The sequence below is a fragment of the Ahrensia marina genome (genome assembly GCF_001293565.1).
In the GTDB taxonomy this organism is placed as follows: Bacteria; Pseudomonadota; Alphaproteobacteria; order Rhizobiales; family Rhizobiaceae; genus Ahrensia; species Ahrensia marina.
The window spans coordinates 69,411-94,567 of record NZ_JXMU01000009.1 but is presented as its reverse complement, the minus strand read 5'-3'; the positions used below and the strand labels follow the sequence as shown (position 1 = coordinate 94,567).

28 protein-coding genes are annotated in these 25,157 nt (G+C 52.0%); 14 read left to right on the top strand and 14 right to left on the bottom strand.

Annotated features, from left to right (window positions below; translation table 11 throughout):
* Positions 1 to 86: 86 nt before the first annotated feature.
* Together SU32_RS07385 and SU32_RS07380 are read right to left on the bottom strand one after the other, a co-directional pair.
* On the bottom strand, positions 87 to 809 hold the full coding sequence (locus SU32_RS07385; RefSeq protein WP_053998707.1) for a hypothetical protein: 723 nt from the start codon (positions 807 to 809) through the stop codon (positions 87 to 89).
* 179 nt (positions 810 to 988) lie between these two features.
* Positions 989 to 2,098 (bottom strand): pyridoxal phosphate-dependent aminotransferase, encoded by a 1,110-nt coding sequence (locus SU32_RS07380; RefSeq protein WP_053998706.1) that lies wholly within the window; start codon positions 2,096 to 2,098, stop codon positions 989 to 991.
* A 196-nt stretch (positions 2,099 to 2,294) separates the two neighbouring features.
* Between SU32_RS07380 and SU32_RS07375 the strand changes: the two genes are divergently transcribed.
* From SU32_RS07375 to aat, 6 genes are all read left to right on the top strand, one after another.
* Positions 2,295 to 3,680, top strand: a complete 1,386-nt coding sequence (locus SU32_RS07375; protein ID WP_082376544.1) for a M48 family metalloprotease — start codon at positions 2,295 to 2,297, stop codon at positions 3,678 to 3,680.
* A 13-nt stretch (positions 3,681 to 3,693) separates the two neighbouring features.
* On the top strand, positions 3,694 to 4,497 hold the full coding sequence (locus SU32_RS07370; protein ID WP_053998705.1) for a DsbA family protein: 804 nt from the start codon (positions 3,694 to 3,696) through the stop codon (positions 4,495 to 4,497).
* A gap of 122 nt (positions 4,498 to 4,619) precedes the next feature.
* Positions 4,620 to 5,066, top strand: coding sequence for a type II 3-dehydroquinate dehydratase (aroQ, locus tag SU32_RS07365; protein WP_053998704.1), 447 nt, complete (start codon positions 4,620 to 4,622; stop codon positions 5,064 to 5,066).
* Positions 5,067 to 5,112: 46 nt separating this feature from the next.
* Positions 5,113 to 5,604, top strand: coding sequence for an acetyl-CoA carboxylase biotin carboxyl carrier protein (gene accB, locus SU32_RS07360; protein ID WP_053998738.1), 492 nt, complete (start codon positions 5,113 to 5,115; stop codon positions 5,602 to 5,604).
* Positions 5,605 to 5,628: 24 nt separating this feature from the next.
* Entirely contained in the window at positions 5,629 to 6,975 is a 1,347-nt protein-coding gene (gene accC / locus SU32_RS07355; RefSeq protein WP_053998703.1) for an acetyl-CoA carboxylase biotin carboxylase subunit, read from the top strand.
* Positions 6,976 to 7,001: 26 nt separating this feature from the next.
* Positions 7,002 to 7,616, top strand: coding sequence for a leucyl/phenylalanyl-tRNA--protein transferase (gene aat, locus SU32_RS07350; RefSeq protein ID WP_053998702.1), 615 nt, complete (start codon positions 7,002 to 7,004; stop codon positions 7,614 to 7,616).
* 77 nt (positions 7,617 to 7,693) lie between these two features.
* Here the strand turns inward: aat and SU32_RS07345 are convergent, their stop codons facing one another.
* The 4 genes from SU32_RS07345 to SU32_RS07330 all read right to left on the bottom strand — a co-directional run bounded on the left by SU32_RS07345 (position 7,694) and on the right by SU32_RS07330 (position 9,561).
* On the bottom strand, positions 7,694 to 8,056 hold the full coding sequence (locus SU32_RS07345) for a DUF2155 domain-containing protein (protein WP_425394264.1): 363 nt from the start codon (positions 8,054 to 8,056) through the stop codon (positions 7,694 to 7,696).
* Positions 8,057 to 8,215: 159 nt separating this feature from the next.
* The gene (locus tag SU32_RS07340; protein WP_053998701.1) at positions 8,216 to 8,614 is read right to left on the bottom strand and encodes an NADH:ubiquinone oxidoreductase subunit NDUFA12; all 399 of its coding nucleotides are present in this window, start codon (positions 8,612 to 8,614) and stop codon (positions 8,216 to 8,218) included.
* A gap of 93 nt (positions 8,615 to 8,707) precedes the next feature.
* Entirely contained in the window at positions 8,708 to 9,019 is a 312-nt protein-coding gene (locus SU32_RS07335) for a DUF427 domain-containing protein (RefSeq protein WP_160316296.1), read from the bottom strand.
* A 56-nt stretch (positions 9,020 to 9,075) separates the two neighbouring features.
* Positions 9,076 to 9,561, bottom strand: a complete 486-nt coding sequence (locus SU32_RS07330) for a DM13 domain-containing protein (protein ID WP_053998699.1) — start codon at positions 9,559 to 9,561, stop codon at positions 9,076 to 9,078.
* Between the two features lie 58 nt (positions 9,562 to 9,619).
* On the opposite strand from SU32_RS07330, the gene SU32_RS07325 reads away from it, so the two are divergent.
* Positions 9,620 to 10,057: a hypothetical protein gene (locus SU32_RS07325; RefSeq protein WP_211097704.1), complete on the top strand. Its 438-nt coding sequence runs from the start codon at positions 9,620 to 9,622 to the stop codon at positions 10,055 to 10,057.
* A 19-nt stretch (positions 10,058 to 10,076) separates the two neighbouring features.
* On the opposite strand, the gene SU32_RS07320 is transcribed toward SU32_RS07325, so the two are convergent.
* The 3 genes from SU32_RS07320 to SU32_RS07310 all read right to left on the bottom strand — a co-directional run bounded on the left by SU32_RS07320 (position 10,077) and on the right by SU32_RS07310 (position 13,616).
* Positions 10,077 to 10,565, bottom strand: coding sequence for a GNAT family N-acetyltransferase (locus SU32_RS07320; protein WP_053998697.1), 489 nt, complete (start codon positions 10,563 to 10,565; stop codon positions 10,077 to 10,079).
* A 128-nt stretch (positions 10,566 to 10,693) separates the two neighbouring features.
* Complete coding sequence (gatB, locus tag SU32_RS07315) at positions 10,694 to 12,193, bottom strand: Asp-tRNA(Asn)/Glu-tRNA(Gln) amidotransferase subunit GatB (protein WP_053998696.1); 1,500 nt, start codon at positions 12,191 to 12,193, stop codon at positions 10,694 to 10,696.
* 118 nt (positions 12,194 to 12,311) lie between these two features.
* A complete protein-coding gene (locus tag SU32_RS07310; RefSeq protein WP_053998695.1) occupies positions 12,312 to 13,616 on the bottom strand; it encodes a Y-family DNA polymerase in 1,305 nt (434 codons plus the stop codon).
* A 146-nt stretch (positions 13,617 to 13,762) separates the two neighbouring features.
* Between SU32_RS07310 and SU32_RS07305 the strand changes: the two genes are divergently transcribed.
* The gene (locus SU32_RS07305) at positions 13,763 to 14,638 is read left to right on the top strand and encodes a hypothetical protein (protein ID WP_053998694.1); all 876 of its coding nucleotides are present in this window, start codon (positions 13,763 to 13,765) and stop codon (positions 14,636 to 14,638) included.
* Between the two features lie 210 nt (positions 14,639 to 14,848).
* Here the strand turns inward: SU32_RS07305 and gatA are convergent, their stop codons facing one another.
* Entirely contained in the window at positions 14,849 to 16,330 is a 1,482-nt protein-coding gene (gatA, locus tag SU32_RS07300) for an Asp-tRNA(Asn)/Glu-tRNA(Gln) amidotransferase subunit GatA (RefSeq protein WP_053998693.1), read from the bottom strand.
* A 45-nt stretch (positions 16,331 to 16,375) separates the two neighbouring features.
* Entirely contained in the window at positions 16,376 to 16,663 is a 288-nt protein-coding gene (gene gatC, locus SU32_RS07295) for an Asp-tRNA(Asn)/Glu-tRNA(Gln) amidotransferase subunit GatC (protein WP_053998692.1), read from the bottom strand.
* A gap of 99 nt (positions 16,664 to 16,762) precedes the next feature.
* Between gatC and ruvX the strand changes: the two genes are divergently transcribed.
* The gene (gene ruvX, locus SU32_RS07290; RefSeq protein WP_245625503.1) at positions 16,763 to 17,257 is read left to right on the top strand and encodes a Holliday junction resolvase RuvX; all 495 of its coding nucleotides are present in this window, start codon (positions 16,763 to 16,765) and stop codon (positions 17,255 to 17,257) included.
* Here ruvX and SU32_RS07285 read toward each other — a convergent pair.
* Together SU32_RS07285 and SU32_RS07280 are read right to left on the bottom strand one after the other, a co-directional pair.
* A complete protein-coding gene (locus tag SU32_RS07285; protein ID WP_053998691.1) occupies positions 17,230 to 17,553 on the bottom strand; it encodes a DUF6105 family protein in 324 nt (107 codons plus the stop codon). The two genes, ruvX and SU32_RS07285, sit on opposite strands and share 28 nt — an antisense overlap.
* A 10-nt stretch (positions 17,554 to 17,563) precedes the next feature.
* Positions 17,564 to 18,145 carry a hypothetical protein gene (locus SU32_RS07280; RefSeq protein WP_053998690.1) on the bottom strand — a complete coding sequence of 194 codons (582 nt, stop codon included), beginning with the start codon at positions 18,143 to 18,145 and terminating at the stop codon, positions 17,564 to 17,566.
* Between the two features lie 148 nt (positions 18,146 to 18,293).
* Between SU32_RS07280 and SU32_RS07275 the strand changes: the two genes are divergently transcribed.
* Positions 18,294 to 19,229 (top strand): AEC family transporter, encoded by a 936-nt coding sequence (locus tag SU32_RS07275; RefSeq protein ID WP_053998689.1) that lies wholly within the window; start codon positions 18,294 to 18,296, stop codon positions 19,227 to 19,229.
* On the opposite strand, the gene SU32_RS07270 is transcribed toward SU32_RS07275, so the two are convergent.
* A complete protein-coding gene (locus tag SU32_RS07270) occupies positions 19,211 to 20,851 on the bottom strand; it encodes an acyl-CoA dehydrogenase family protein (RefSeq protein WP_053998688.1) in 1,641 nt (546 codons plus the stop codon). The two genes, SU32_RS07275 and SU32_RS07270, sit on opposite strands and share 19 nt — an antisense overlap.
* 108 nt (positions 20,852 to 20,959) lie before the next feature.
* On the opposite strand from SU32_RS07270, the gene SU32_RS07265 reads away from it, so the two are divergent.
* The 4 genes from SU32_RS07265 to dprA are packed head-to-tail and all read left to right on the top strand — an operon-like array spanning position 20,960 to position 25,057.
* Entirely contained in the window at positions 20,960 to 21,922 is a 963-nt protein-coding gene (locus SU32_RS07265) for an aspartate carbamoyltransferase catalytic subunit (RefSeq protein ID WP_053998687.1), read from the top strand.
* The gene (locus SU32_RS07260; RefSeq protein WP_053998686.1) at positions 21,919 to 23,223 is read left to right on the top strand and encodes a dihydroorotase; all 1,305 of its coding nucleotides are present in this window, start codon (positions 21,919 to 21,921) and stop codon (positions 23,221 to 23,223) included. Before SU32_RS07265 ends, SU32_RS07260 begins: the two co-directional genes overlap by 4 nt.
* A gap of 25 nt (positions 23,224 to 23,248) precedes the next feature.
* On the top strand, positions 23,249 to 23,887 hold the full coding sequence (plsY, locus tag SU32_RS07255; RefSeq protein WP_144421063.1) for a glycerol-3-phosphate 1-O-acyltransferase PlsY: 639 nt from the start codon (positions 23,249 to 23,251) through the stop codon (positions 23,885 to 23,887).
* 3 nt (positions 23,888 to 23,890) lie between these two features.
* Complete coding sequence (dprA, locus tag SU32_RS07250) at positions 23,891 to 25,057, top strand: DNA-processing protein DprA (RefSeq protein WP_053998685.1); 1,167 nt, start codon at positions 23,891 to 23,893, stop codon at positions 25,055 to 25,057.
* Positions 25,058 to 25,157 lie beyond the last annotated feature (100 nt).

Sequence of the window (25,157 nt, the reverse complement as noted above, 5' to 3'; positions counted from 1 at the left end):
GCTTTATCGGATTGATATAGCGGGCTTTTTTAATGCCGCGCCAAAGCGAGTGGAACAATTGTGCGGGTGGGGTTATCGCGCATTTTCTAATCTCTGAAATAATAATCGCCCACACGTTGAGCCAAAGTGGCATCACTTGCTGGCATCGTTGGTGGAAAATACGGGTCTAGTCCTCGTATAGTTGTTCCCTCAAACGGAATATCGTCCAACCAAGGGAGCCGCGCGTCCACCGCTTTGGTCAGCGGGGTCTTTCGGCTCACTTTTTCAAAGGTCATGCCCTGAAAGCGGCCTTCCACGCCAAATACACTTTTAAGTGTTTTAGGCGTAACCTCAAAAATGGATTTCGGCACTGTCTCGCTGCGGAATGCGACTATCAGCGGCATGATACCAGACATTTCGTTCGGCTGAATGCGGCATGTTTGGCCCACTGGCAAAGCATCGAAACCATCGGTCCAGCCGGCATCGCCTATGTCGACACCGAAACAAAGGCGCATTGTGCCAGCCAGTCTGCTGCCTGAGCCTGAGCGGTCATTGCGGAGAATGTATACGCCGTGACCGTCACCAATATCGACAATAATCGCCTCGCCCCGATCCGCAATGCTCATGCCAAAACCCGTCAAACTGTTCGGCGTGTCGGAATAGGTTGCTTCGCGCACTGCGGAACCGCTGCGCACCTCGCCGTCAATAACCACCTCAGCGGTCGCGCGGTAGCGTATGGTGGCCGATTCATTGCCGCATCCGGCAAGCAAAAGCGTGGTGAGCGCGAGTGCAACAATTGTGCGGGCTGGCTTGGGAAGTATATAAATCAAATTAGCTTCTCAGAGATTGGTATTATGAATCACCGTGACCATTCATCACCTACAAATTTCCTGTGAAGTAAGGGTGAATCCAATAGTTTGAATTCAACACTTTGTCACTTACGACTTCTGCCCGAAACAAAAATCACGCTTACGAGACAAAGACTATTCTTGATAGCTAACGCCCCGCCCTATCCACCTATCCAGTTTTTAATGCGCTCGACGGCTTCGACGATCGCGTCATGGTTTCCGGCATAGGAAAAACGCATATAGTGGTTGCCGTTTACCGGATCAAAGTCAACGCCCGGTGCGCCAGCGACATAGATCTCGCGCAGCATAGTTTTGGCAAAGTCCATCGAATCATTGGTATGTTTTGACACATCGCACCACGCATAAAACGCGCCATCGGGCGGCGCGGCAAAAGTGATGCCCATTTTCGGCAGTTCTTCCACCAGCAGTTGCCGGTTAGCACGATAAACCTCTTTTATCTCTTCCAGTTCTTTGCTCGCCTCAAAAGCTTTGGGCGCTGCGATCTGGCTGATTTCCGGCGCACAAATGTAAAGGCTTTGCGCCAGCCGTTCGACAGTTCGCACCATGTTTTGCGGCAGCACCATCCAGCCGATGCGCCAGCCGGTCATGCAATAATATTTCGAAAACGAATTAATGACGATCGCATCGTCGCTGACCGAAAGCGCGGTCAAATCATCGGCCACATAGTTCAGGCGGTGATAAATCTCGTCAGAAATAAAGGTAATGCCTTCGCGGTCACAGACCTCGATAATTTGCGTCAACTCTTCTTTAGAGACCGTCGCGCCGGTTGGGTTTGCCGGACTGGCAATCATCAGCGCATCAATCTTTTTTTCCCTGTGAGCAGCAAGAAACGCATCCAGATCAAAGACATTGTCCGTGCTGTCGCCAGACGGAATTTCCACTGCCTCCAGTGACAACGACTTGATGATATTGCGATAGGCAGGATAGCCCGGTGCGGCAATCGCGATGCGTCCGCCCGGCTCTGTGATTGCCAGAAACGCAAGCATGAAACCGGCCGACGAGCCTGTTGTGATGGCAATGCGGTCCGGCGAAATTTCCACGCCATAGTGATCGGCATAATGCTTTGCTATGGCAAAACGGGTATCAGCGCGGCCCAGCGCATCGGTATAACCGATGGGTGCATGAAGCGCTGCCTGGGCTGCTGTATCGCGCACGATCAGTGGCGCAGGATTTCCGGGCTGGCCGACGGCGAGTGACAGGACATTATTGCCCGCTGCCTTCAGCCGGTTTGCCTCTGCCAGAACGTCCATTGCGTGAAAGGGTTCAACATTGCTTCTGGTGGATAATTTGGGCTGCACAGGCTTGTCCTAATTTCTTTTCGTTTTTAAACTTCACGTTGGCGTTAAGTGCCATGATTTTGCTTTGTTTGATGCTCAAATGACGTTACGAAGGTACCAACACGAGGTAAGGCGTGTTTCATATGGAATCATTGAAAGGCTTTGCCAATTGGTAAAAACCGGCTTCAAATCTTTATGGCGCAAAAGTCTTGTCGCAGGCTTAATTGCCGTTTCAGTGTCAGCAACGGCTCTGCAGCCTGCCCATGCCCAAAGAAATTTGCCCATTGTGCGCGATGCAGAGATTGAAGCGCTGCTGAATGATTATGTTGTGCCGCTGTTGAAGGTTGCAGGCATCAGGCGCAACCGCGTCGATGTGGTTCTGGTCAACGCCAAATCTTTCAACGCATTTGTTTCGGGAACCAAGATTTTCGTCAATCTGGGTGCGATTGTGGATTCGGACACGCCAAACGAGCTTATCGGTGTTCTGGCGCATGAAATCGGCCATTTGGCCGGTGGCCACCAAGATCGTTTGCGCCAGCAGCTTGACCGCGCCCAAACAATTGCCGTTGTTTCATCGATTCTCGGTGCCGCCACTGTTATTGCAGCGGCATCACAGCGCAATGGCGCAGGCGCAAGAGCAGGTGCCGGCATTGCCATGGGCGGCACTGAGCTGGCACAGCGCGGTTTATTTGCCTATCAGCGCACAGAGGAACTGGCGGCCGACCGTGCTGCGGTCGATTATCTCAATGCCACCAAACAATCATCCAAGGGCATTTTGAAAACCTTCGAACGGTTTCACAAGGATTTGTCGCTTGTCAGGGACCGTATCAATCCATACCGTTTGAGCCACCCACTTCCGCGTGAGCGCATCGCCGCACTTGAGATATTGGCGCAGCAAAGCCCTTATTTTAACAAACAAGACGCTTCCTCTCTGCAAGTGCGGCACGACAAGGCCCGCGCTAAAATTCTCGCCTATACCTATGGGCCGAACGCTGCCGAAAATGCGTTTTCAAACGCCAAAGGCTCGGTTGCGCACCAATATGGTCAAGCGATATCCACATTTCTTTACCGCAATCCGCGCAATGCCATTCCGATGATCGACAAACTCATCAGAAGCAGCCCCAACAACGCCTATTACCATGAAATCAAAGGCGAAATCATGCTGCAGGCGCAAGATGCGAAAGGCGCTGTCAAAGCGTTTTCCGATGCTGTACGCATTGATGGTGCGCGTTCACCGACGATGATGGTGGGACTTGGCCATGCGCTTGTGCTGAGCGGCAGCGAAGAAGATCTGCGCCGTGCTGTTGGCGAGTTGGAAGTCGCCATTTCGCTTGATCCCGCCAATTCAAATGCACACCGTCATCTGGCCATGGCCTATGGCCGTTTGGGTGACACCGGCAGCGCTGATCTTGCAACGGCCGAAGCACAGTTCTATGCAGGCCAATATAAATCTGCAAAGCAGTTTGCTGCGCGGGCAAAGCGCGCATTTCCGAAAAATGCACCACAATGGCTGCGCGCAGACGATATACTTCGATTTAAAAATCCAAAGAGCTGAAAACGGGATAGTTATGACATCAAATACACTTAGAACGACTGCGCGACGTGCCAAATCCAGCGTTGCGGCGGTAGCTTTTGGCGCCTGTCTGGCCATCTCAGGTGTTTTGGTATCAACCGGCAGCGTTCTGGCTTTTGACCAAGCCGATAAAGAAGAAATCGGTCAGATTGTCCGTGAATATCTGCTCGAAAATCCCGAACTGATGATTGAAGTTCAGCAGGCGCTGCAAGAAAAGCAGGAGCGTGAAGCCAACGCGCAAAAAAGCGAAGTTCTTGCGCAATCACATGATGAAATTTTCAACAATTCATTTGACCCTGTATTCGGCAATCCCGAAGGCGATGTCACAATTGTTGAGTTCTTCGATTACAATTGCGGATTCTGCCGCCGTGGTCTTGCCGATATGGAATATATTCTGGACAATGACCCCAATGTTAAATTCGTGATGAAAGAGTTTCCGATTTTTGGCCCTAACTCCATTGCTGTTCATAAGGTCGCCCTTGCCTATAAGCTGACCGCACCGGAAAAATACTACGATTACCACGTCACAATGATGGAGCAGGACGGGCAGATTGACGAGGCACGCGCACTCAAGCTTGCTGAAGAGAGCGGCATAGACATGGACGCGCTGCGCGATGAAATGAACAACCCTGCGATCATTGACAGTTTTCGCCAGACAGACGCTTTAGCCGGTGGTCTGGGCATTACCGGAACACCGTCATATGTCGTTGGTGATGAGCTTGTGGTTGGTGCCCTTGGCAAAGATGTGCTGATTGAAAAAATTGAGAATATGCGCAAATGCGGTAGTACAAGCTGTTAAATACTGTCTAAACTGCGATTTAATGTGGGTATAAGCTTGATTTTGCCTATAATTCAGGCACAAGCCTTGCAGCAAGGCCAAGGGCGTTCTACGCCTGATATATGTTGCGTGGGACAGGTAATATGAGCGCTAAAATACTAATATTGAATGGCCCAAATCTGAATATGCTGGGAAAGCGTGAGCCTGACGTTTACGGCGCGCAAACACTGGATGACGTGATTTCAGCCTGCACAGCGCTTGCAGATGAATTCAATATCGGCATTGAAAGCTACCAGTCCAACCATGAAGGCGATCTGGTCACGCGTATTCAGGAAGCGGGACAAGCCGGAACGCCCGTCATTTTTAATCCTGGTGCCTACTCACACACTTCCATTGCGCTGCGTGATGCAATCAGCAGTGCCAAAGCGCATGTTGTCGAGGTACACATCTCGAATATTCATGCGCGCGAAACCTTTCGTCATGTGTCCTATATCTCGGCAGTCGCCCGTGGTGTGATTGCCGGATGCGGCACGGATGGTTATTTGCTGGCAATTCGTGTAATCGCCAGCCAGTTACAACTTGCAGAATAAAAGAAACAAGCTTAACCACGCCGCAATCGTGGATATTGAGGATAATATGGCAGAGAAAAAATCAGCGTTCGACAAAGAACTGGTCAGCGATCTGGCCAACATTTTGAATGATACGGACCTAACCGAGATTGAGGTCGAGCACGGTGAGATGCGTATTCGCGTAAGCCGCGAACCAGCGCCGCAGATGGTCAGCTATGCAACCGCACCGTCAGCGCAAGCAGCACCTGCTCCGGCGGCCGCACCATCAGCGCCTGCGCCTGCAGCATCAACAGACAGCGCTGCACCAGCTTCCAAATCTGCATCAGGCAGCGAAGTTCCTTCTCCAATGGTCGGTACAGCCTATATGGCCCCTAGCCCGGACGCTGATAATTTCATTGCTGTCGGCAGCAAGGTTAAAGAAGGTGATACACTGCTCATTATCGAAGCGATGAAAGTGATGAACCAGATTCCTTCGCCGCGCTCTGGTACTGTGACTGCGATTCTTGTGAATGACACCGAGCCGGTCGAATTCGGCCAGGCACTCGTCGTGATTGAATGATAATTCTGCCCAAAGGCAAACCATATGTTTAACAAGGTTCTTATTGCCAACCGCGGTGAAATTGCATTGCGCATTCTGCGTGCGTGCCGCGAGCTTGGTATTCCCACCGTCGCTGTTCATTCGACAGCCGATGAAATGGCAATGCATGTGCGGCTTGCAGATGAAAGTGTCTGTATTGGTCCGCCGCCATCGCGCGACAGCTATCTGAACATACACCAGATCGTTGCAGCCTGCGAAATTACCGGCGCTGATGCCGTGCATCCCGGCTATGGCTTTCTTTCAGAAAATGCAAAATTTGCCGAAATTCTGGAAGCGCATAACATCACATTTATCGGCCCGACTTCCGACCATATCAATATTATGGGCGATAAGATCGAGGCAAAGCGTACAGCGGAGAAGCTTGGTATTCCGGTTGTTCCGGGCTCCGATGGCGGTGTAAGCGACAAGAATGAAGCCAAGCGTATTGCCCAGGAAATTGGCTATCCGGTGATTATCAAAGCGACTGCCGGTGGCGGTGGACGCGGCATGAAAGTGGCTAAAAACGAGGCCGAACTCTCCAACGCCCTCGACACAGCACGCCGCGAAGCGGAAGCTGCTTTTGGCAATGCGGAAGTTTACATCGAGAAATATCTTGGTAAGCCGCGCCATATCGAAATTCAGGTTGTCGGCGACGGCAACGGCAAAGCCATCCATTTGGGAGAGCGCGACTGCTCCTTGCAGCGCCGCCACCAGAAGGTTTGGGAAGAGGCAAACTCACCTGCTCTCAACTCGGAGCAGCGCCATGAGATTGGCATGATTTGTGCCAATGCGGTTGCCAAGCTTGGTTATCGCGGTGCCGGTACAATCGAATTTCTCTATGAAGACGGTGAATTCTATTTCATCGAGATGAATACACGTCTTCAGGTTGAACATCCGATTACCGAAGCGATCACAGGCATTGATCTGGTGCATGAGCAATTGCGTGTTGCCTCCGGTGCCGGCCTTTCGGTTACGCAGGATGAGATCAAGTTTAACGGCCATGCGATTGAATGTCGCCTGAACGCTGAACATCACCGGACCTTCGTGCCGTCACCGGGCACAATCACGCATTATCATGCGCCGGGTGGTCTTGGTGTCCGTGTTGATTCAGGTGTTTACGCCGGCTACAGCATCCCGCCATATTATGACAGTTTGATCGGAAAGCTGATCGTGCATGGCCGTAACCGGCTGGAATGTATGATGCGTCTGCGCCGTGCGCTCGACGAACTTGTTATCGACGGTATCAATACAACTGTGCCGCTATTTCAGGAGTTGATCGACTCTCCTGACATCGCAAATGGTGACTATGATATTCACTGGCTTGAACATTATTTGGCCGCGAAAGAACAATAAAGAGTTCTTTCAACGAGAGATATTTCATGTCCGGAAGCGATGAACATTATACGTTCATTACACCGCAAATTTTGTTAAAGGCCTATGCAACAGGCCTTTTTCCAATGGCAGAAAAAGCCAACGATCCCACAATATATTGGGTAGAACCGGAACTGCGCGGTATTATGCCGCTTGATAATTTTCACACCCCGCGCAGTTTAAAAAAAGAAGTGCGGCGCGGCACCTATCAAATTACATTCAACGAAGCTTTCAATAACATCGTCAAAGCCTGCGCTGCTCCTGCGCCGGGCCGCGAAGAAACATGGATCAACGAACCGATCCGCCTTCTTTACAGCGAGCTGCATGATTTGGGTCATGCCCATTCCGTCGAGGCTTGGTATGATGATGAACTGGTCGGTGGGCTTTATGGCGTGTCGTTGGGCCGCGCATTTTTCGGCGAAAGCATGTTCAGTCGCCGCACCAACGCATCCAAGGTCGCGCTTGTTCATCTGATCGAGCGTCTTAACGAACGCGGATTTGTGCTGCTTGATACGCAGTTTACAAATGATCATCTCACGCAATTCGGCACCATTGAAGTACCGCGCGCGGAATATGAGAAAATGCTGGAAGTTGCGCTGATCGGCGAAGCCGAGTTTGACTGACGCTAAACAAGCGACACAGGCAAGCGACTGTTTTCACTTCATTTTGAGAATGAGAACTTAAAGAGATGTCTATAAGTTTAGCTCGGCGCAGGAACATCCGACGCTGTTTTGCAGCCGGTTAGCCAGACGTCATAAATTGCATGTTCAACCGCGTTGAGCCCCGGACTATCGGCAAACATCCAGCCGGTAAAGATGCGGCGGATTTTACGCTCCAGCGTAATTTCGTCAACTTCGACAAAGCTGTTTGATCCAGGCGCTTCATTGGTTGATCGCGTATAGCAGACGCGCGGTGTAATCTGCAAAGCGCCGAACTGCACCGTTTCATCGATATAGACATCAAATGAAATGATCTTGCCCGTGATCTTATCAATACCGGAAAATTGGGCGATAGGGTTTTCCACCTTTTCGGCCAGTGCGGGTGTTCCCATAACACAAAGCACAGCCCCAAAAGCGAATGCGATTTTCTTTAAATTTTTCAAAGGCGCCCACACAATAGTTTGAACAGCTACATTGCTCTTTCCAGTATAAGGCACATATGGCCAAAACAGGGTCAACAAGTGATTAATAGCTGAAATATCTGATTCGGACGTGCCGACCTATCAGTTACCCGGCGTCCAAGCGTCGTAATCACCTGTCACTTCAGGGCGCGGCTCAGGGTTTAGCATAGAACCTTTAGGACGGTACGCAGCCGGAGTTCCCGTCAAATTGGGTTGGTGCGCCTTCTGCCAGTCATAAGGTTTGTAATCTTCTTTTGACGGCGGTGTATCAACACGGTGATGCAGCCAGCCATGCCAGCCAGAACCAACAGCAGAACCTTCTGCCTCGCCGGCATAAATTACCCAGCGGCGTGTGTAGCCATCCACATCCTTGCCGCCTTCATAATAGACATTGCCCATTTCATCTTCGCCCACTTTGGTACCGGTACGCCACGTCCAGAAACGAGTTCCGAGCGTCTGTCCGTTCCACCAAGTGAAGAATTGCAAAAAGAAATTTTTCATAGGTCAATCCACATTCCGTTATATGTCCGCTTATGGCTTTGCTTCACCTCAAATGCAAGACAACAATGGGTATTCGCCGCGATTTCGGGCAATTTAGCCCTCTGTAATCGTGGCACGGTCCGCATAAAATGCGGTATAGTTTTTCAAAATCTGCGAACCTTCCAACGGACGATCATATGACCACGCCACTTCCCTACCGTTGAAAGTAAAATAAGACGCGTCACCCTTGAGCGGACAATAGGTAGTTTTATCCTCTACCGGCGTCAACCGGCTGGAGACATCATCGAGCGGGATGTAAATCACCGGCGGATAGGCACCTCTCGAACTCTGCTCGGATACGATGATGGCATTATCCGAGCGTGCCAGTTCAATGCCATCGCTCGCGACAGTAACAGTCTTATCCAAAGAACTAATGCTTGCTTTGTGTTCGGAATTATCAGGATTTATAATCTCTTGAAACATTACGCGGTTGGCTCCGATAAAGCGGCAGGTGAAAACAGCACCCCGAATTGCTCACACCAAATAACAACAGAGCCGTAATTCTCGATTTCAACGTCATTGGGGATTGCATATGTCTGGTCTCCAATATTGCCTTTTAGCTGGCCCAGCGAGACCCATTTGGACGCTTTTACATCCGCAGATGATTTTGGGTCTGCCGCCTGAACCAGCCAAACCTCCAGATCCGGCCCGTTCGTTACTTCAAACTCTGTGAAACGAACGACCAGACCGTTTGCCGTTTCTAGGATTTGAGCGGTGCCCTTGCCTTTATGCGTGCGGTCGGCATCCACAAAGCTGCCGATTTTGACCGGCGTGTTGCTGGTAACCGATGGCGCGACTTCGGAAACGACTTTATCGATCCACAATGGTGAGGCCAAATACCAGAAAGCATTGCCGGTAATAAAGCCGAGCAAAAAAACAGGGATTGCTATCTTAAAAAATCGCCGCATTCGCATTTTCTCCTATTTCGTGCATTCTACACGCACAATGCGTCTAAGGTTACGGAAAATGAAGAGAAATAAAATGGTCAATATGCGTATCGCGATAATAATCCTGTCTGGCCTTTGCAGTTTTCCGGCCATTGCACAGGATGGGCCTGTCGGCATCGCCTTTGTTCAAGCGCCGGAACAAGGCGGCGGTATCGCGACAGGCGCCACCATGGACGAAGCCTTTGACAAGGCGACCGCTCAATGTATGGAATCAGGCGCTTTGGCAGAAGATTGCATCAAGACCAATTGGTGCTTTCCCGCCGGATGGAGCGTGGACATCTTTCTGCAGCACCGCGAAGGGCCGCATTGGCATGAAGTGTTTTGCGGCCTTCCCTCAAAAGCAGCCGCTCAGGCAACCGCACTCCACGTTTGCGACCGTCAGAAACGCGATTACCTTATCGAATGTTCACCAGTCCAGTTTTATGATGAACAGGGTGTGGCGCAGATGGAGAATTAAACTTCACCTGCGCTAAGAATTACCAGATCACTTTTTCCATGATCACGGCCGGAATTCCAGAGCCCTTCACACCGCAATCGGGCGTTGTGCCGATTTGTTTAAAGCCATTGCGCTGGTAGAACTTAATTGCCCGTTCATTGGCTTCCTCCACTTCCAGACGCACTTTGCGCACATCTGGAAACGAAGCCTCAACCTCGATCAGCAGCTTTTCGCCTAATCCCTGACCTTGGGTTGAAGGGCGCACATAAAGCTGGTGAAGCATGGTGGTTTCATTATCAATCTGGCTGGCAAAAGCCATCGCGCCGATTTCAGCGCCATCATCACAGATAATAAATTCGGATCTCGGCTTGTTCAGACGCTGTTTGAGAGCTGCAACCGAATGCCATTGTTTGGTGAGTTCGGCCACTTTCTCGCGGCCATAAATCTTGTCATATGTGTCATGCCACGTTTCGGTGAGCATAGTTGAGACGATTTCTAGATCTTCCTGTGAAGCCGAACGGACCCACATAATTACTGTTCTCCCTTGGTATTCGTGTGCAGTGTTCCACGATTTACAAAGGTTATACAAGTAGCAGAATTGGTTTGGGAATCAACAATTGTACGCGGCCGCAAAAAAGCAGCCGCGCATCATTATCTTTACTCAACGCCAAGCTTGGACTTGACCAATTGCTGAACAGCTTGCGGGTTGGCTTTGCCGCCGGTGGACTTCATCACCTGCCCGACGAACCAGCCGGCCAGCGCCGGTTTTTCTTTAACCTGCTCGACTTTTTCAGGATTTGCAGCAATGATTTCATCAACAGCCGCTTCAATCGCGCCGGTGTCGGTGACCTGCTTCATGCCCCGCTCTTCAACGATTTTGGCGGGATCGCCGCCCTCATTAAAGACAATCTCGAACAGTTCCTTGGCAATCTTGCCGGAGATTGTGCCTTCTTTAATCAGATCAAGGATTGTGCCCAATTGCTGCGGCGTAACCGGCGTTTCCTCAATGCCTTGACCTGCCTTGTTCAGCGCACCCAACAGATCGTTGATCACCCAGTTTGCGGCCTGCTTCGCCTCGCGGCCTTCGGCCACTTTTTCGAAATAATCGGCAATCGCTTTTTCCGAAATTAGCACATTGGCATCATAGGCGGACAGACCTGATTCAAGAAAGCGAAGACGTTTTTCGTCCGGCAGTTCCGGCAAATCCGCTTTGAGCGCTTCGATATAGGCATCGTCAAATTCCAGCGGCAGCAAATCCGGATCGGGGAAATAGCGATAGTCATGCGCTTCTTCTTTAGAGCGCATTGAGCGGGTTTCGCCCTTTACCGGATCAAACAGGCGGGTTTCCTGATCGATTGAGCCGCCGTCTTCCAAAATCGCGATCTGGCGGCGCGCTTCATATTCAATGGCTTGGCCCATAAAGCGGATCGAGTTGACGTTTTTGATCTCGCAGCGCGTGCCAAAACCTTCGCCCGGACGGCGCACGGATACGTTGACGTCAGCGCGCATGGAGCCTTCGTCCATATTGCCGTCACATGTGCCCAGATAACGCACAATCTGGCGCAGCTTGGTCACATAGGCTTTTGCCTCATCGGACGAACGCATGTCAGGCTTTGAGACGATCTCCATCAGTGCAACGCCGGAACGGTTCAAATCCACATAGGACATTGTCGGGTGCTGGTCGTGCATGGACTTGCCCGCATCCTGCTCAAGGTGCAGGCGTTCAATGCCCACTTCAACCTCTTCAAAATTGCCCTTTTTGTCCGGCCCGACAGAAATATGCACAGTACCTTCGCCAACGATCGGCTGCTGGAACTGGGAAATCTGATAGCCTTGCGGCAAATCAGGATAAAAATAGTTCTTGCGGTCAAATACGGACTTCTTGTTGATTTTGGCTTTCAGCCCAAGTCCCGTACGCACAGCCTGCGCCACACATTCCTGATTGATCACCGGCAACATGCCCGGCATCGCCGCATCAACCAGCGACACATTGGCGTTTGGCTCCGCGCCGAACTGCGTGGAAGAGCCGGAAAACAATTTAGACTGTGATGTGACCTGCGCATGGACTTCCAGACCAATGATCAATTCCCAGTCACCGGTTGCGCCGGGGATAAGGCGTTTTGCATCGGTTGTGCGTGTATCTACAAGAGCGTTCATTGGTCTTCCATTTAAGCTTTGCGTAAAATCGCTTATTACTTTGCGGCTTGGATAATCGAAGGGCTATGCCGACACAAGTGTTTCTATCCGATTGCGTCATTATCTTCCAAGTGAAAAGCTAGGAACGGATGATCGCGCGGCTACTTTCCTCGATATTCTCATTAAAATCGCGCATATCCGGTATCCGGTTGAAAGCAATTTTACCGCCGACATAACCGCCCGGTATCGGGTCCACAGGGCCAAGCGTGAGCGCCTTTGCGCCAAAACGTTCACGCAGGGCGTCCATTGTGTCGCTTGCGACTTCCCATTTGCCATGGGCTTTCAGATCGGTCTGGCTGTCAAAAAGGTCTTCCATAAAACCCGCACCGCCCAATTGCTGCGGCGCGACTAGACCGTGCAATGTGACGCTGACCGACTTGATTTTGTTAAACGGGCGCTCTTTTTCAAAGCGTTGATGCAGCGCCTGCATGGCATGAAGAAAGGTCGCATCATCACGCGCGGCGGTAAAGCGTATGTCTGCGGACCATTTTTGCCGGTCAATGCTACGCAGGCCATAGTTCAGATTACAAGCGCGGAAATTTTCGCGCCTGAGCCTTCGCGCCGCGCTGGTCATCAGCATACGCCCGCAGGTAAATGCGCGCTGCGGCGAGCGCCAGTCGCGCGGCAAAATGCGTCCATGGCCGAACATCCGGCGCTTTGTGTCCTCGCGAATGGTCTCATAGCCATGCAATGCTGCCCAAAAGCGCTCGCCTTCCACATTGCCCCAGATGGCGCGCATATGTTTGGCCTCCAGCGCCCAAAGCTGTTTGACATCTTTAATGCCGGACTGGTGCAAGCGCCGTTCAATACCGCTGGAAATACCGGGCAGATCGCGCAGTTCCAATTCGAACAGACGGCCGGGCAGATCATCCGGCTCAAAGACGACAAAACCGTTCGGCTTGTCCATTTCAGCGGCGATTTTCGCCAGCAGCTCGGTGGGCGCAATGCCGATAGAGCACGGCAGCCCCTGCCCGATTTCGCTTTCAAGGCGCTGTTTGATACGCGCGGCAAGGCCGGCAGCATCACGGCTTTCAGACCGCATGAGCGTGCAGACCATTTCATCAATGGAGCGTGTTTTGCTGACCGGCACACAGCTTTCAACCGTCGCCACAATGCGGTGGTGCAGGCGCACATAAATGTCGTGCCGCGCCACGACAAAGCGGATGCCGGGACACATATCGCGCGCGTCCTTCATGCGCGTGCCGGTTTTAACGCCGAACTTTTTGGCCTCATAGCTGGCGGCGATACAGCTTGAATAATCCGAATCGAGCGGAATGACCCCAATCGGCCGCCCGCGCAGTTCGGGGTTCAAATGCTGCTCGACGCTGGCAAAAAAGCTGTCAAAGTCGATATAGAGTTTTTCGGCAAATTCCGGCTTGCGCATGACACACCTCACCGGAACATATTAGGAACATTTACCTATAATGCGCAAGGGTGTGTGTGATTATTTTCCTAAGCGAACTTTACTTATTTATCCGTTTGCCTAGAATTAGGTTGATCATTGGCGTTTCTTAGCGGAGTTTTTTTAACTTGTACGACGTAAATGCACTTTCCTTTTTGGCAGCTATAACTTCGTTACGTACTCTCATTGAACGAACGAGTTCGTGCGATTCAAATGCTGCTATCTCCAAACCCGACCAAATAACTGCATGTGGCACCCTTGAACGATTATTCGAAAACTTTGTCGTTGTGGGATGCCAATCTGCTCATGTAGCAAATCAGCGTCTTATCCAAAATCTAAAGGAAAAAGAACTAACTTACGGCCAACTTTTAAATGCAACTAGAGAAATTGAAAGTCGCTTTGCAGATCACTTAAGTGAAATCAAACTTTTGGTTTTACAGCCCAATGAAGCTCAATTGATGCTTCCAGTGGATCACTTATTAAGGGGTACAGGGTCACATGTTGAAGGCTTTCCGGCAGCTTTCCCAAAAGCATCACTTGAGATCGAGGAAGCCGCAAAATGTCTAGCTCTCAACCGCTATACTGCCGCAGTTTTTCATTCTATGAGAGCGTTGGAAAGTGGGATTAAAGCATTTTCATTACTACTAGAGATTCCAGACCCCACAAAGCCCGCCGAGAAAAATTGGGGCGTTATGCTACGAAAAATAACAGAATCCCTTGAGGAGAAATGGCCTAAAAAGCACCGCCTTAACGGAACACTTGGAGCTAAATATGAGAACATTTATGCTACATTAGATGCGGTAAAAAATCCTTGGCGAAATGCGACAATGCACGTCGAAAACACATATTCCCCGCATGAGGCCTTGCACATAACGAGGTGTGTAGCAATTTTCCTTGTAGAACTAGCAAAGTATTGTGATGAAGAAGGCCGAACTGGAGATGCAGCTCCAGCAATGGCTGAAGTAGCAGATACGAATGATGACAACACTACAAAAGCTGAATAAGATGGTTTCTATTACATCTACACAAAGCTACAGAACAACGTCATCAAAGCGGATTACTAATGTGCGTCATGCTCGGGCTTGACCCGAGTATCCATTCCTGAGCGTTCAAACAATCCGCCAACATCACGGAATAGTTCCTAGGCTCAAGGCCTAGGATGACGGTGAGTTGTGTAGCTTATGTGGGTCGCTGGCCTAAGGCGGCAGTTTACACTACCACCACTTATCCGCCGTAAACTTACCGGCTGCCTGTTCAATCACACCGGCGGTTTTGAACAGGGTTTCCTCGTCAAACGGCTTGCCAATCAATTGAAGGCCGAGCGGCAGACCGGTTGAAGACAGACCGGCAGGAACCGCAATGCCCGGCAAACCGGCCATGTTGACCGTCACCGTAAACACGTCATTCAAATACATTTTCACCGGATCAGCCTTCATGTCTTGATCGCCGATGCCAAAGGCAGCGCTTGGCGTTGCCGGTGTCAAAATCGCGTCCACGCCATCGGCAAACACATTTTCAAAATCGCGCTTGATCAGCGTGCGTACTTTTTGCGCTTTTAAATAATAGGCATCGTAATAACCCGCCGACAGCACATAGGTGCCGATCATGATGCGGCGTTTGACTTCCGCGCCAAATCCGGCAGCGCGTGTCTGCTCATACATATCGGTGATGTCTTTGCCCGGTACACGCAGGCCGTATTTCACGCCGTCATAGCGCGCAAGGTTGGATGATGCTTCGGCCGGTGCCACGATATAATAAGCAGGCAGTGCGTATTTCGTGTTCGGCAGCGAAATATCGACGATTTCCGCGCCCGCATCTTTTAGCCAGGCAATGCCCTGCTCCCATAGCGCGACAATTTCCGGGTCCATGCCGTCCATGCGGTATTCAGCCGGAATACCGATTTTCATGCCTTTGACGGAACCGCCCAGCGCGGCCTCATAATCCGGCACTGGCAGATCAACGCTTGTCGTGTCTTTGGCATCAACAGAAGCCATGGATTTCAACATAATCGCCGCATCGCGCACATCGCGCGTGATCGGGCCAGCCTGATCAAGCGATGAGGCAAAAGCGGCAACGCCCCAGCGTGAACAACGGCCATAGGTCGGCTTGATGCCTACTGTGCCTGTAAAGGCCGCAGGCTGGCGGATGGAACCGCCCGTGTCGGTTGCTGTTGCACCGGCACAAATATGCGCGGCAACGGCCGCCGCCGAACCACCGGACGAGCCGCCCGGCACCAGATCAACGTTTGAATCTTTTGCGCGCCACGGGTTTTTTGTCGGGCCGTAATAAGAAGTTTCATTGGATGAGCCCATCGCGAACTCGTCCATGTTCAGCTTGCCGAGCATGACAGCGCCGTCATCCCAAAGGTTCTGCGTGACGGTTGACTCATATTTCGGCTTGAAACCATCCAGAATGTGCGATGCGGCCTGTGTGTGCACATCCATCGTGCCAAACAAATCCTTGATACCGAGCGGAATACCTTCCAGCGCGCCTGCATTACCTGTGGCATATTTTGCATCCGATGCCTTTGCCATTTCGCGGGCCTTTTCCGGCGTCAGCGCGACATAAGCATTGAGCGCGCCATTGGCAGCATCAATCGCGGCAATGTAGGAATCGGTCAATTCGACTGCACTTATTTCTTTAGCGCGGAGTTTTTCGCGGGCTTCGGCAATCGTCAGGGCTGTCAGATCGGTCATAAATAAAATCTTCTATATCAAATTATCGGTGCGGCGCAGGCAGGCTCATTCAACCACTTTGGGAACCTGGAAGAAGTTCTCGTCGCTGGCCGGCGCATTGGCGACAATATCAGCGGCCTTATTGCCGTCGGTCACTTCATCAACCCGCTTTTTCATATCCACGGCAACAACCGAAACCATCGGCTCGACATTGCTGACATCCACCTCGTTCAACTGCTCGACAAATCCTAAAATGGTGTTGAGTTCACCTTCCAGATTTTTTGCCTCATCATCTGTGACGGCAATGCGGGCAAGTTTGGCAACGCGCTTAACGGTAGCGGTATCGACGGACATTGGATTCTCCGGTGTTTTGTATGCGCCCGCTATAGCGCTCGCAGCTTTGTGGTGCAATATGCGTTTAACCAAATCAGCAAGGAAGGCCTTAGAACGGTTGTGAACGAACAAAAAGGACAAATTATCGACATTGAAACGCTGGCCGAAGCTCTACCGCGCGGGGCGCGCCTGCTGGGGCTTGACCTTGGCACAAAAACCATTGGCCTTGCGGTGTCCGATGCCGGTTTGACCCTTGCTTCGCCGCGCACGGTTATAAAGCGCAAAAAGTTCATGGCTGATCTTGAGATTTTGAAGGCGCTGATTGCGGCGGAAAATATCGGCGCGATTGTTCTGGGCCTGCCGCTCAATATGGACGGCTCGGAAGGTCCGCGCGCACAGGCAACCCGCGCCTTTGCACGCAATATGATGCAGCATGTTGCGCTGCCGATCGTGTTCTGGGACGAACGTTTGTCAACGGTGGCCGCCGAGCGGTCATTGCTGGAGCAGGATGTCAGCCGCGCAAAGAGAGCCGAGCGGATTGATTCCGCTGCGGCTTCTTTTATTTTGCAAGGTGTTTTGGACCGGCTTTATTCCGCAGGAACACGCGGCACCTGAGTGGTTTCAGGCAGGTCTGATGTTTGACGCGCCTGCCACCATGCTTTGATCTGCTTGCGCTTGCGATAGGCAATGATCGCGCCGATTAGGAATGAATCAAAAATACAGGCTTTGATAAAACCGGAAACAATCGTCTCGTAGTCCGTGCCCAAAAGATGCGCGTAGATACCAAAGACAAGGTTATGAACATCACGCGTCAAAAAGGAAAAGCCGAAATTCATGTCGTAATAGGACAGGCCAAACCAGCCCCAAAAGAGCGACATCGGAATCAACCATAGACCAAGAAAATATTTCATAAGGTATCCGTCAGTTCATCGGTTGGAGGTTGCGTTTGGGGACGAATCTGCTGTTTGCGCGGCCTGACATCGGGCGGGCAGCGCTCTGCCGCGCCATTACCGGCGTTGTGACCAGACCAAAGCCTTCATTCAGCGTTTCAGCCGCATTGCGGCCTTCAGCCTCAATGACAAACACACGGTGCGCGATACCTGCCAATATGGTGGCAAAGGATGCGATACAGATCGTCGTGCTTAAAAAGGTCGCGCCTGTGTAAATGGCAATCGCCAGAATGATTGCGAACACGCACAGGCAAACGCCCATGGCAAACATGATCACAAAATCCTGCTGCTTGTTTTCCGTCCCGTTCGGCGCTGCAAATATGATCGCCAGCAAAGCCCAGGTGGCCATCGTCAATACAATGAGAATAGCAGCCACTGAAAGCACATAGGCGGTTTCAGGCAGCAATTGCAGCCCCGCCTCGCCGCTGAGTGCTTCATTCAAAGCGTCAATCATGCCGCCCTGCTCGACTTTGATACCAAGCCCGACAACGCTGAGCACAGCCAGTACGGCAACCCAGTTCAAAATGACCGTTATGGAAAAGAATCTATACATGCGGACCTCGTTGTGGCCCGACTATCACAACTCAGGTCCGCCGCCGCAATCGAAACCATTTGTTAAGGTTAACGCAAAAGGTACAATTGTGGATATCTGATTGCGTCATCGCACAATATGCGCCAATAGAGGCATGAAAGGCCCCTTAATGCTCATCACTATTCAATCCGTCCTGCCGATATTCGTTATCATTCTTGTCGGGAATCTGCTGAGCCAAACGCCTCTTTTCACACGCGAATTCTGGATCGGCCTGGAGCGTCTCGGCTTCTATCTGCTTTATCCGACATTGCTGTTTTCGACGATTTTCCGTGCTGATTTCAGCGGATTGTCACTGGACAAGGTTATTCTTGCGCTCGGATTTGCATGGTTCGTTCTTGGCCTGATCACATTGCTGCTATGGCCACTCATTCATAAAATGGGCGTGAAAGGCCCTACTTTCTCCTCCATTTTCCAATCGACTGTGCGCTGGAACGGCTTTATCGCGCTGGTTGTTGCTGAAAACATGTTCCCGCCTGAAGGCGCTGCCGTTGTCGCGCTCGTCATGGCTGCAATCGTTATCCCGATCAATGTTTCAACCGTTGCTGTTGTTGCGTGGTTTACCGACAGCAAACCGAGTTTTACGTCTGTTCTCAAAAGGGTCGCCGTGAACCCGCTCATCATTGGCGCATCGATGGGCCTGCTGCTCCGTTTGCTTCCGGGCGGATTGCCGGACTTTTTCATGGACGGACTTCACCTTGTCAGCCGCGCTGCGCTCGGCATGGGGCTTTTGACAATTGGTGCTGGCTTGCGCTTGCGCGATGTCGCACGTCCCGGTTTTCCTGTTTTACTGCCGACTTTCCTGAAACTAATCCTGTTTCCGGTGATCGTGGTCAGTTCTGCCCTGATGTTCGGAATAGAAGGTGCGGAGCTGAGTTATGTCGCCCTTTGCGCCGCTGTTCCCACAGCCATGAATGGCTATGTGCTGGCACGGCAAATGGGCGGCGATGCCGAGAACTACGCCATCACTGTTACGCTGCAAACGCTGGTCTCATTGGTGACAATACCCGCCGTTCTGACAGTGACGGCCTATGCCACCGGCGGATAAAGCGCATCAAGAATAGTCTGATTGTCAAAACGGGTGCCAAGCATACCATAGCTTGCCCGCCAATTACTGCCCAGACGAGTATCCGCATAGGCATCGGCAAGCACACCTGTCTCCAAGCGGTAAAGTTCGGCGGCCGCAGCAGCGATGGCCAGTTGCTCGACCAGAATACGCGCCGCACTTTCATCGTCCAGCGCAAGTTCATATGCAGCTCTTAACACTTTGCTGGTATCTTTTGCCTTATCGCCAAGATTGCTTTCGATATCAGACAAAACAACATTGAAAAGTTCCGGCGTTCGCTTGAATACGCGGCACACTTCCAACGCCATCATATTGCCGGACCCTTCCAGCAGCGATTGGTGCGGGGCCTCGCGGTAATGACGCGGCAATACGCTGCTTTCAATATAACCATTGCCGCCCATGGCCTCCATTGCCTCTGCAATTGCGGCGGGCGCTATTTTGGCAGTCAGATATTTAACGACCGGCGTCATGACATGGGCGAATGTGCCTTCCACATCATTGGCGCGGGCACCATCGAAAGCGCGCGCGAGACGCATCGACAAGGCTGTAGAAGCGGCAACATCAAGTGCAATATCGGTCAGAACGGCGCGCATAAGCGGTTGATCCATCAGCAAGCGCCCGCCGACCTTTCTGTGGCGGGCATGATGCACAGCCTCGCATAAAGAGGCGTGCATGATCGACGACGAAATGAGTGCGCCGTCAAGGCGCATCAAAGTCTGCATTTCGTGGATGGCGCGGCTGCCCTCACCGTCACGGCCGATCATTTGTGCAATCGAGCCATTGATTTCTGCCTCTGCGGTGGCCGCGGAGCGGTTGCCCAGCTTATCTTTCAAGCCGACAAGATTAATGTGATTATGTTCATCATCGGCCAGAAAGCGCGGCACCAGAAAACAACTCGTGCCATTGGGTGTGCGCGCAAGCATTAGGAATGCATCGGCCATTGGCGAGGATAAAAACCATTTATGGCCGGTTAAGCGGAACAAGCCATTGCCAACCGTTTCGGCACGTGTTGTCAGCGCGGTAAAATCTGTGCCCGCCTGTTTTTCAGCCACCGCCATACCGATGGTCAGGCAGGATTTGTCCACCGGAGATTTATGGGCGCTATCATATTTGCGAGTGGTGACACGCGGCACCCATTCTTTTGCCAGATGCGGCGCTGTCATCAACGCTGCAACCGCACCATTTGTGCTGGAAAGGCTTGAAAGATGGCCTGTATCCAGCCCCGCAAGCATGAAAAACCGTATGGCACGCTTTAAATGACCATTTGTATTGCCGCGCGCGGCATCCTCCCATACCGAGCTTCCTATGCCGTAGCTCACCGAACGGCGCATCAGCGCGTGATATGAAGGGTGAAATTCGACCTGATCCACCCTCCGCCCGAACCGGTCATGCGCTTTTAAGCGCGGCGCGTTGCGGTTTGCCATTTCGGCAAGCTCCTGCGCTTCACCGGACAGCGAATACCGGCCAATCTGGTCAAAATCTTTAAGCGTCTCGGCATTTGAACCAGAGGCGATCTGCAACAAAAGAGGATTGAGGCGAAAAGCATTATAACCAGACAAGGGCGGCGTCTGATTGGTTACACGGTGATGAGTTGTCGTCGCCATAATATGAAATCCGAATCGTGTTTTCCTATTCATATATCGAATTTGTGGTGATGTGTTCACCTTGAAGGTTGCAGCGACAAGTTTTTAGCCCTATTGCACCACTTTAAGATGACAAATTCAGCGCCCTTTCCCGTCTACCCGCACCGCCATCTGCTTGGCATTGCCGGTTTGAACGTTCCTGACATTTTATGCCTGCTTGACCGGGCCGACGAAGCCGTCGCTCTTTCGCGCCAGCGCGAAAAGAAAAAGTCGGTCTTCCGAGGTTTGACCCAGATCAATCTCTTTTTTGAAGCATCAACCCGCACCCAAGCCTCGTTCGAACTGGCAGGCAAGCGCCTTGGCGCTGATGTTATGAATATGTCGGTTGCCTCTTCATCGGTCAAAAAAGGTGAAACACTGATCGACACGGCGATGACGCTTAACGCCATGCGTCCTGATATTCTGGTCATTCGCCATCAGGCGGCAGGCGCTGCTGCCCTGCTCTCCCAGAAAGTGGGATGCGCTGTTATCAATGCGGGCGACGGCGCACATGAACATCCGACACAGGCATTGCTTGACGCGCTGACGATCCGCCGTGCCAAAGGACGCTTTGACGGGCTGACAGTCGCCATATGCGGCGATGTTCTGCACAGCCGTGTGGCACGTTCAAATATTATATTGCTCAACACTATGGGCGCGCATGTCCGCGTGGTCGGACCGTCGACGCTTATGCCAGCCGGTATTGAACATATGGGCGTTGATGTTCACACAAGCATGGAAACCGGCTTGAAAGATGTTGATGTTGTCATGATGCTCCGCTTGCAGCGCGAGCGCATGGCCGGTGCATTTGTACCCTCTATCCGAGAATATTTCCGCCATTTTGGTCTTGATGCGCAAAAACTCAGCCTTGCGAAACCCGATGCGCTGGTCATGCATCCCGGCCCGATGAACCGCGGTGTCGAAATTGCATCGGAAATCGCGGACGGACCGCAATCGGTCATTGAAGAACAGGTCGAAATGGGGGTCGCGGCACGTATGGCCGTTATGGAAGCGCTGCTTGATCCTGCGAAAAACAATGGCGGTGCCCTATGAGCGTCACAGTTTCAAAAGGCACACAAGTCTACACCAATGGCCGCATTGTCGACCCGTCTCGGGGCATTGATGAAGTCGGCGCAGTCATTGTTGAAGATGGCGTCATCGCTGCTGCCGGTGCGGATGCTCATAATCAGGGTGCGCCCGAAGGAGCTGACGTATACGATTTGCGCGGCATGACAGTCATTCCGGGGCTTGTCGATATGCGTGTGCATATTGGCGAACCGGGCGGTGAGCACCGAGAAACAATCGCTTCGGCATCCGAAGCAGCAGCGGCAGGCGGCGTTACCTCGCTCGTCATGATGCCGGATACAAATCCGGTTATTGACGATGTTCAGCTGGTCGAATTTATACGGCGGACAGCGTTAGAGACAGCAATCACCCGTATTTTGCCGTCAGCCGCTATCACAAAAGGGCTTGATGGCGTCGAGATGACCGAAATGGGAATCCTGCGCAATGCAGGCGCGGTTATGTTTACCGATGGCCGCCAGACAATTGCCAATGCTGCCATTATGCGCCGCGCCATGACCTATGCGCGTGATTTCGGCGCTCTTATTTCGCATACAACGCAAGATGCGGATCTTGCAGGCAATGGTGTCATGAATGAAGGCTTGTTTGCCTCATGGCTCGGGTTATCCGGTATACCGCGCGAAGCCGAACTTCTGCCGCTTGAACGTGATTTGCGTCTGGCAAGGCTGACGGGCTGTGCCTATCATGCGGCAAAAATTTCCTGCGCGATGAGTGCAGACGCGATGCGTGTGGCAAAAAGCGAAGGTCTGAACGTCACCGCAGGCATATCCATCAATCATCTGGCGCTCAATGAAAACGACATTGGCGAATACCGTACATTCTTTAAACTGTCGCCGCCGCTGCGATCAGAAGATGACCGTCAGGCAATGGTAAGCGCATTGGCCGATGGCACAATCGACGTGATCATATCAGACCATGACCCGCAGGATGTGGACACAAAACGCCTGCCCTTTGCAGAGGCCGCCGATGGTGCGGTCGGGCTTGAAAGCCTGCTTGCCGCCGGACTTCGCCTTGTTAATGCCAACCAGATCACACTGGCAACGTTAATTGCGGCCATGTCCACCAACCCCGCCAAACGTCTCGGGCTTGAGGCCGGTACGCTTGGAAAAGGCGCGGCAGCAGATTTTGCAATCGTTGATCTTGACGAGCCGTGGCTTTTGAAAACAAGCGATCTTAAATCAAAATCGAAAAACACTTCTTTTGAAGATGCGCGGCTGACAGGGCGTGTACAAAAGACTTTTGTTGCCGGTACTTGCGTTTATAGCATTTGAGCTTTTCAATACGGTGTAAATTAGAATGGATCCCGTCGATACATTTTTCGAAATTACGCCGACAGATTGGATGACAATGTTTGAAATTATTATAGCACTCATTGGCGGTTATCTGCTCGGTTCGATTCCATTTGGTCTTTTGCTGACACGCGCCGCCGGTATGGGCGATGTGCGCGCTATCGGTTCGGGCAATATTGGTGCGACCAATGTGCTGCGCATGGGCAATAAAAAAGTCGCCGCAGCCACCCTGCTGCTTGATGCGCTGAAAGGCACGCTGGCGGTGGTTCTTGCCAAGCAATTATTTGGCATGGAAGCGGCGATGGCAGCGGCTTTAGGCGCGTTCCTTGGCCATCTTTATCCGGTGTGGCTGAAATTTAAAGGCGGTAAAGGCGTTGCGACCTTTGCCGGTATTTCCCTTGGCTTTTCCTGGCATGTGCTTGCACCCTTTGCGATTGTCTGGCTGCTAACGGCATTTATCACGCGTTATTCATCCCTGGCCGCCCTGCTTGGTTCGGTTGCGGCAACCGCAGGCCTGTTTTGGGTCGAACGGTATGATCTTGCCTATCTTTTCGTGGTTTTAACCGCCATTGTGTTTTTTAAGCACCGCGAAAACATTTCCCGATTGCTGAAAGGCACGGAAAGCAAAATCGGCAAAAAGGGCTAAATTTTGAACAAGCAGAGCCAAAGCAACGCCAAACCTGCTCAGTTCGAACTTTCCGACCGGCAACGGCTTTCATGGCTCAGGCTTTACCGCTCCGACAATGTGGGACCGGCAACATTCCGCGATCTGATCAATCATTGCGGCTCTGCCAGTGCAGCGCTCGAAATGCTGCCGGAAATGACCTCCCGCTCAGGGGGCAAGCGTACTATACGGATTGCCAGCCTTGATGAAGTCGAGCGCGAGCTTGAGGCAACAGCAAAATTCGGCGCACGCATTATCGGCCTTGGCGAGCCTGATTATCCATCGCTTCTGCGCTATACAGAGCTGGCACCGCCGCTGATCACGGTGATGGGCAATAGCAGCGCCATGAGCAAGCCCACAATTTCCATCGTCGGATCGCGCAATGCCTCAATGGTCGGCATCAAGATGGCGCAGCAACTGGCAAGCGCGCTCAATGAAGCCGGACATGTGATCGTCTCAGGGCTTGCGCGCGGTATCGACCGCGCCGCACATCAGGCAGCACTCGAAAACGGCACCATTGCCGCCATGGCTGGCGGCATTGACCAGCCCTACCCGCCTGAAAACATTCCGCTGCTGCAGGACATCATCGCTTCCGGCACAGGCTGCGCTATTACCGACAAACCATTTGGCTGGGAGCCGCGCGCCCGTGATTTCCCGCGCCGCAACCGAATTATCGCCGCATTATCCATGGGGCTTATTGTTGTTGAAGCAGCGCAAAAATCCGGTTCGTTGATTTCCGCGCGGCTGGCCAATGAGCTCGGACGTACAGTATTTGCTGTTCCGGGATCGCCGCTCGATCCGCGCTCGCAAGGAACCAATAATCTGATCCGCGAAGGCGCGACCCTGATTACGTCTGCCGATGATGTGCTCGAAGCACTCAAACCTGTCAGCGAAGCGCGCCAACATGCCGTTCAACACCAGATCGGGCTTTTTGAAAAAGAAGAGTTTATGACCTTGCCGCCGGACGATAATGCGCGCGCGGCTGTGATCTCTTTGCTTAGTCCGGCACCGACAGACATTGATGATATCATTGCCCATAGCGGCCTTGAACCAGCACAGGTTGCACTCATTATATTAGAGATGGATTTAGTCGGCCAGATCGAGCGTCACTCAGCCAACAGAGTTTCCTTGCTTGAGGTGGCGCAACGTTGAGGGTTTAATTTGTGCCGGCCTTTGTCCGCGCACAATATCGCTGCTTTCTATATAAGCCATTTCAATCATGTAAGTGAGCATGTCGCACCGTTCGGCTTCT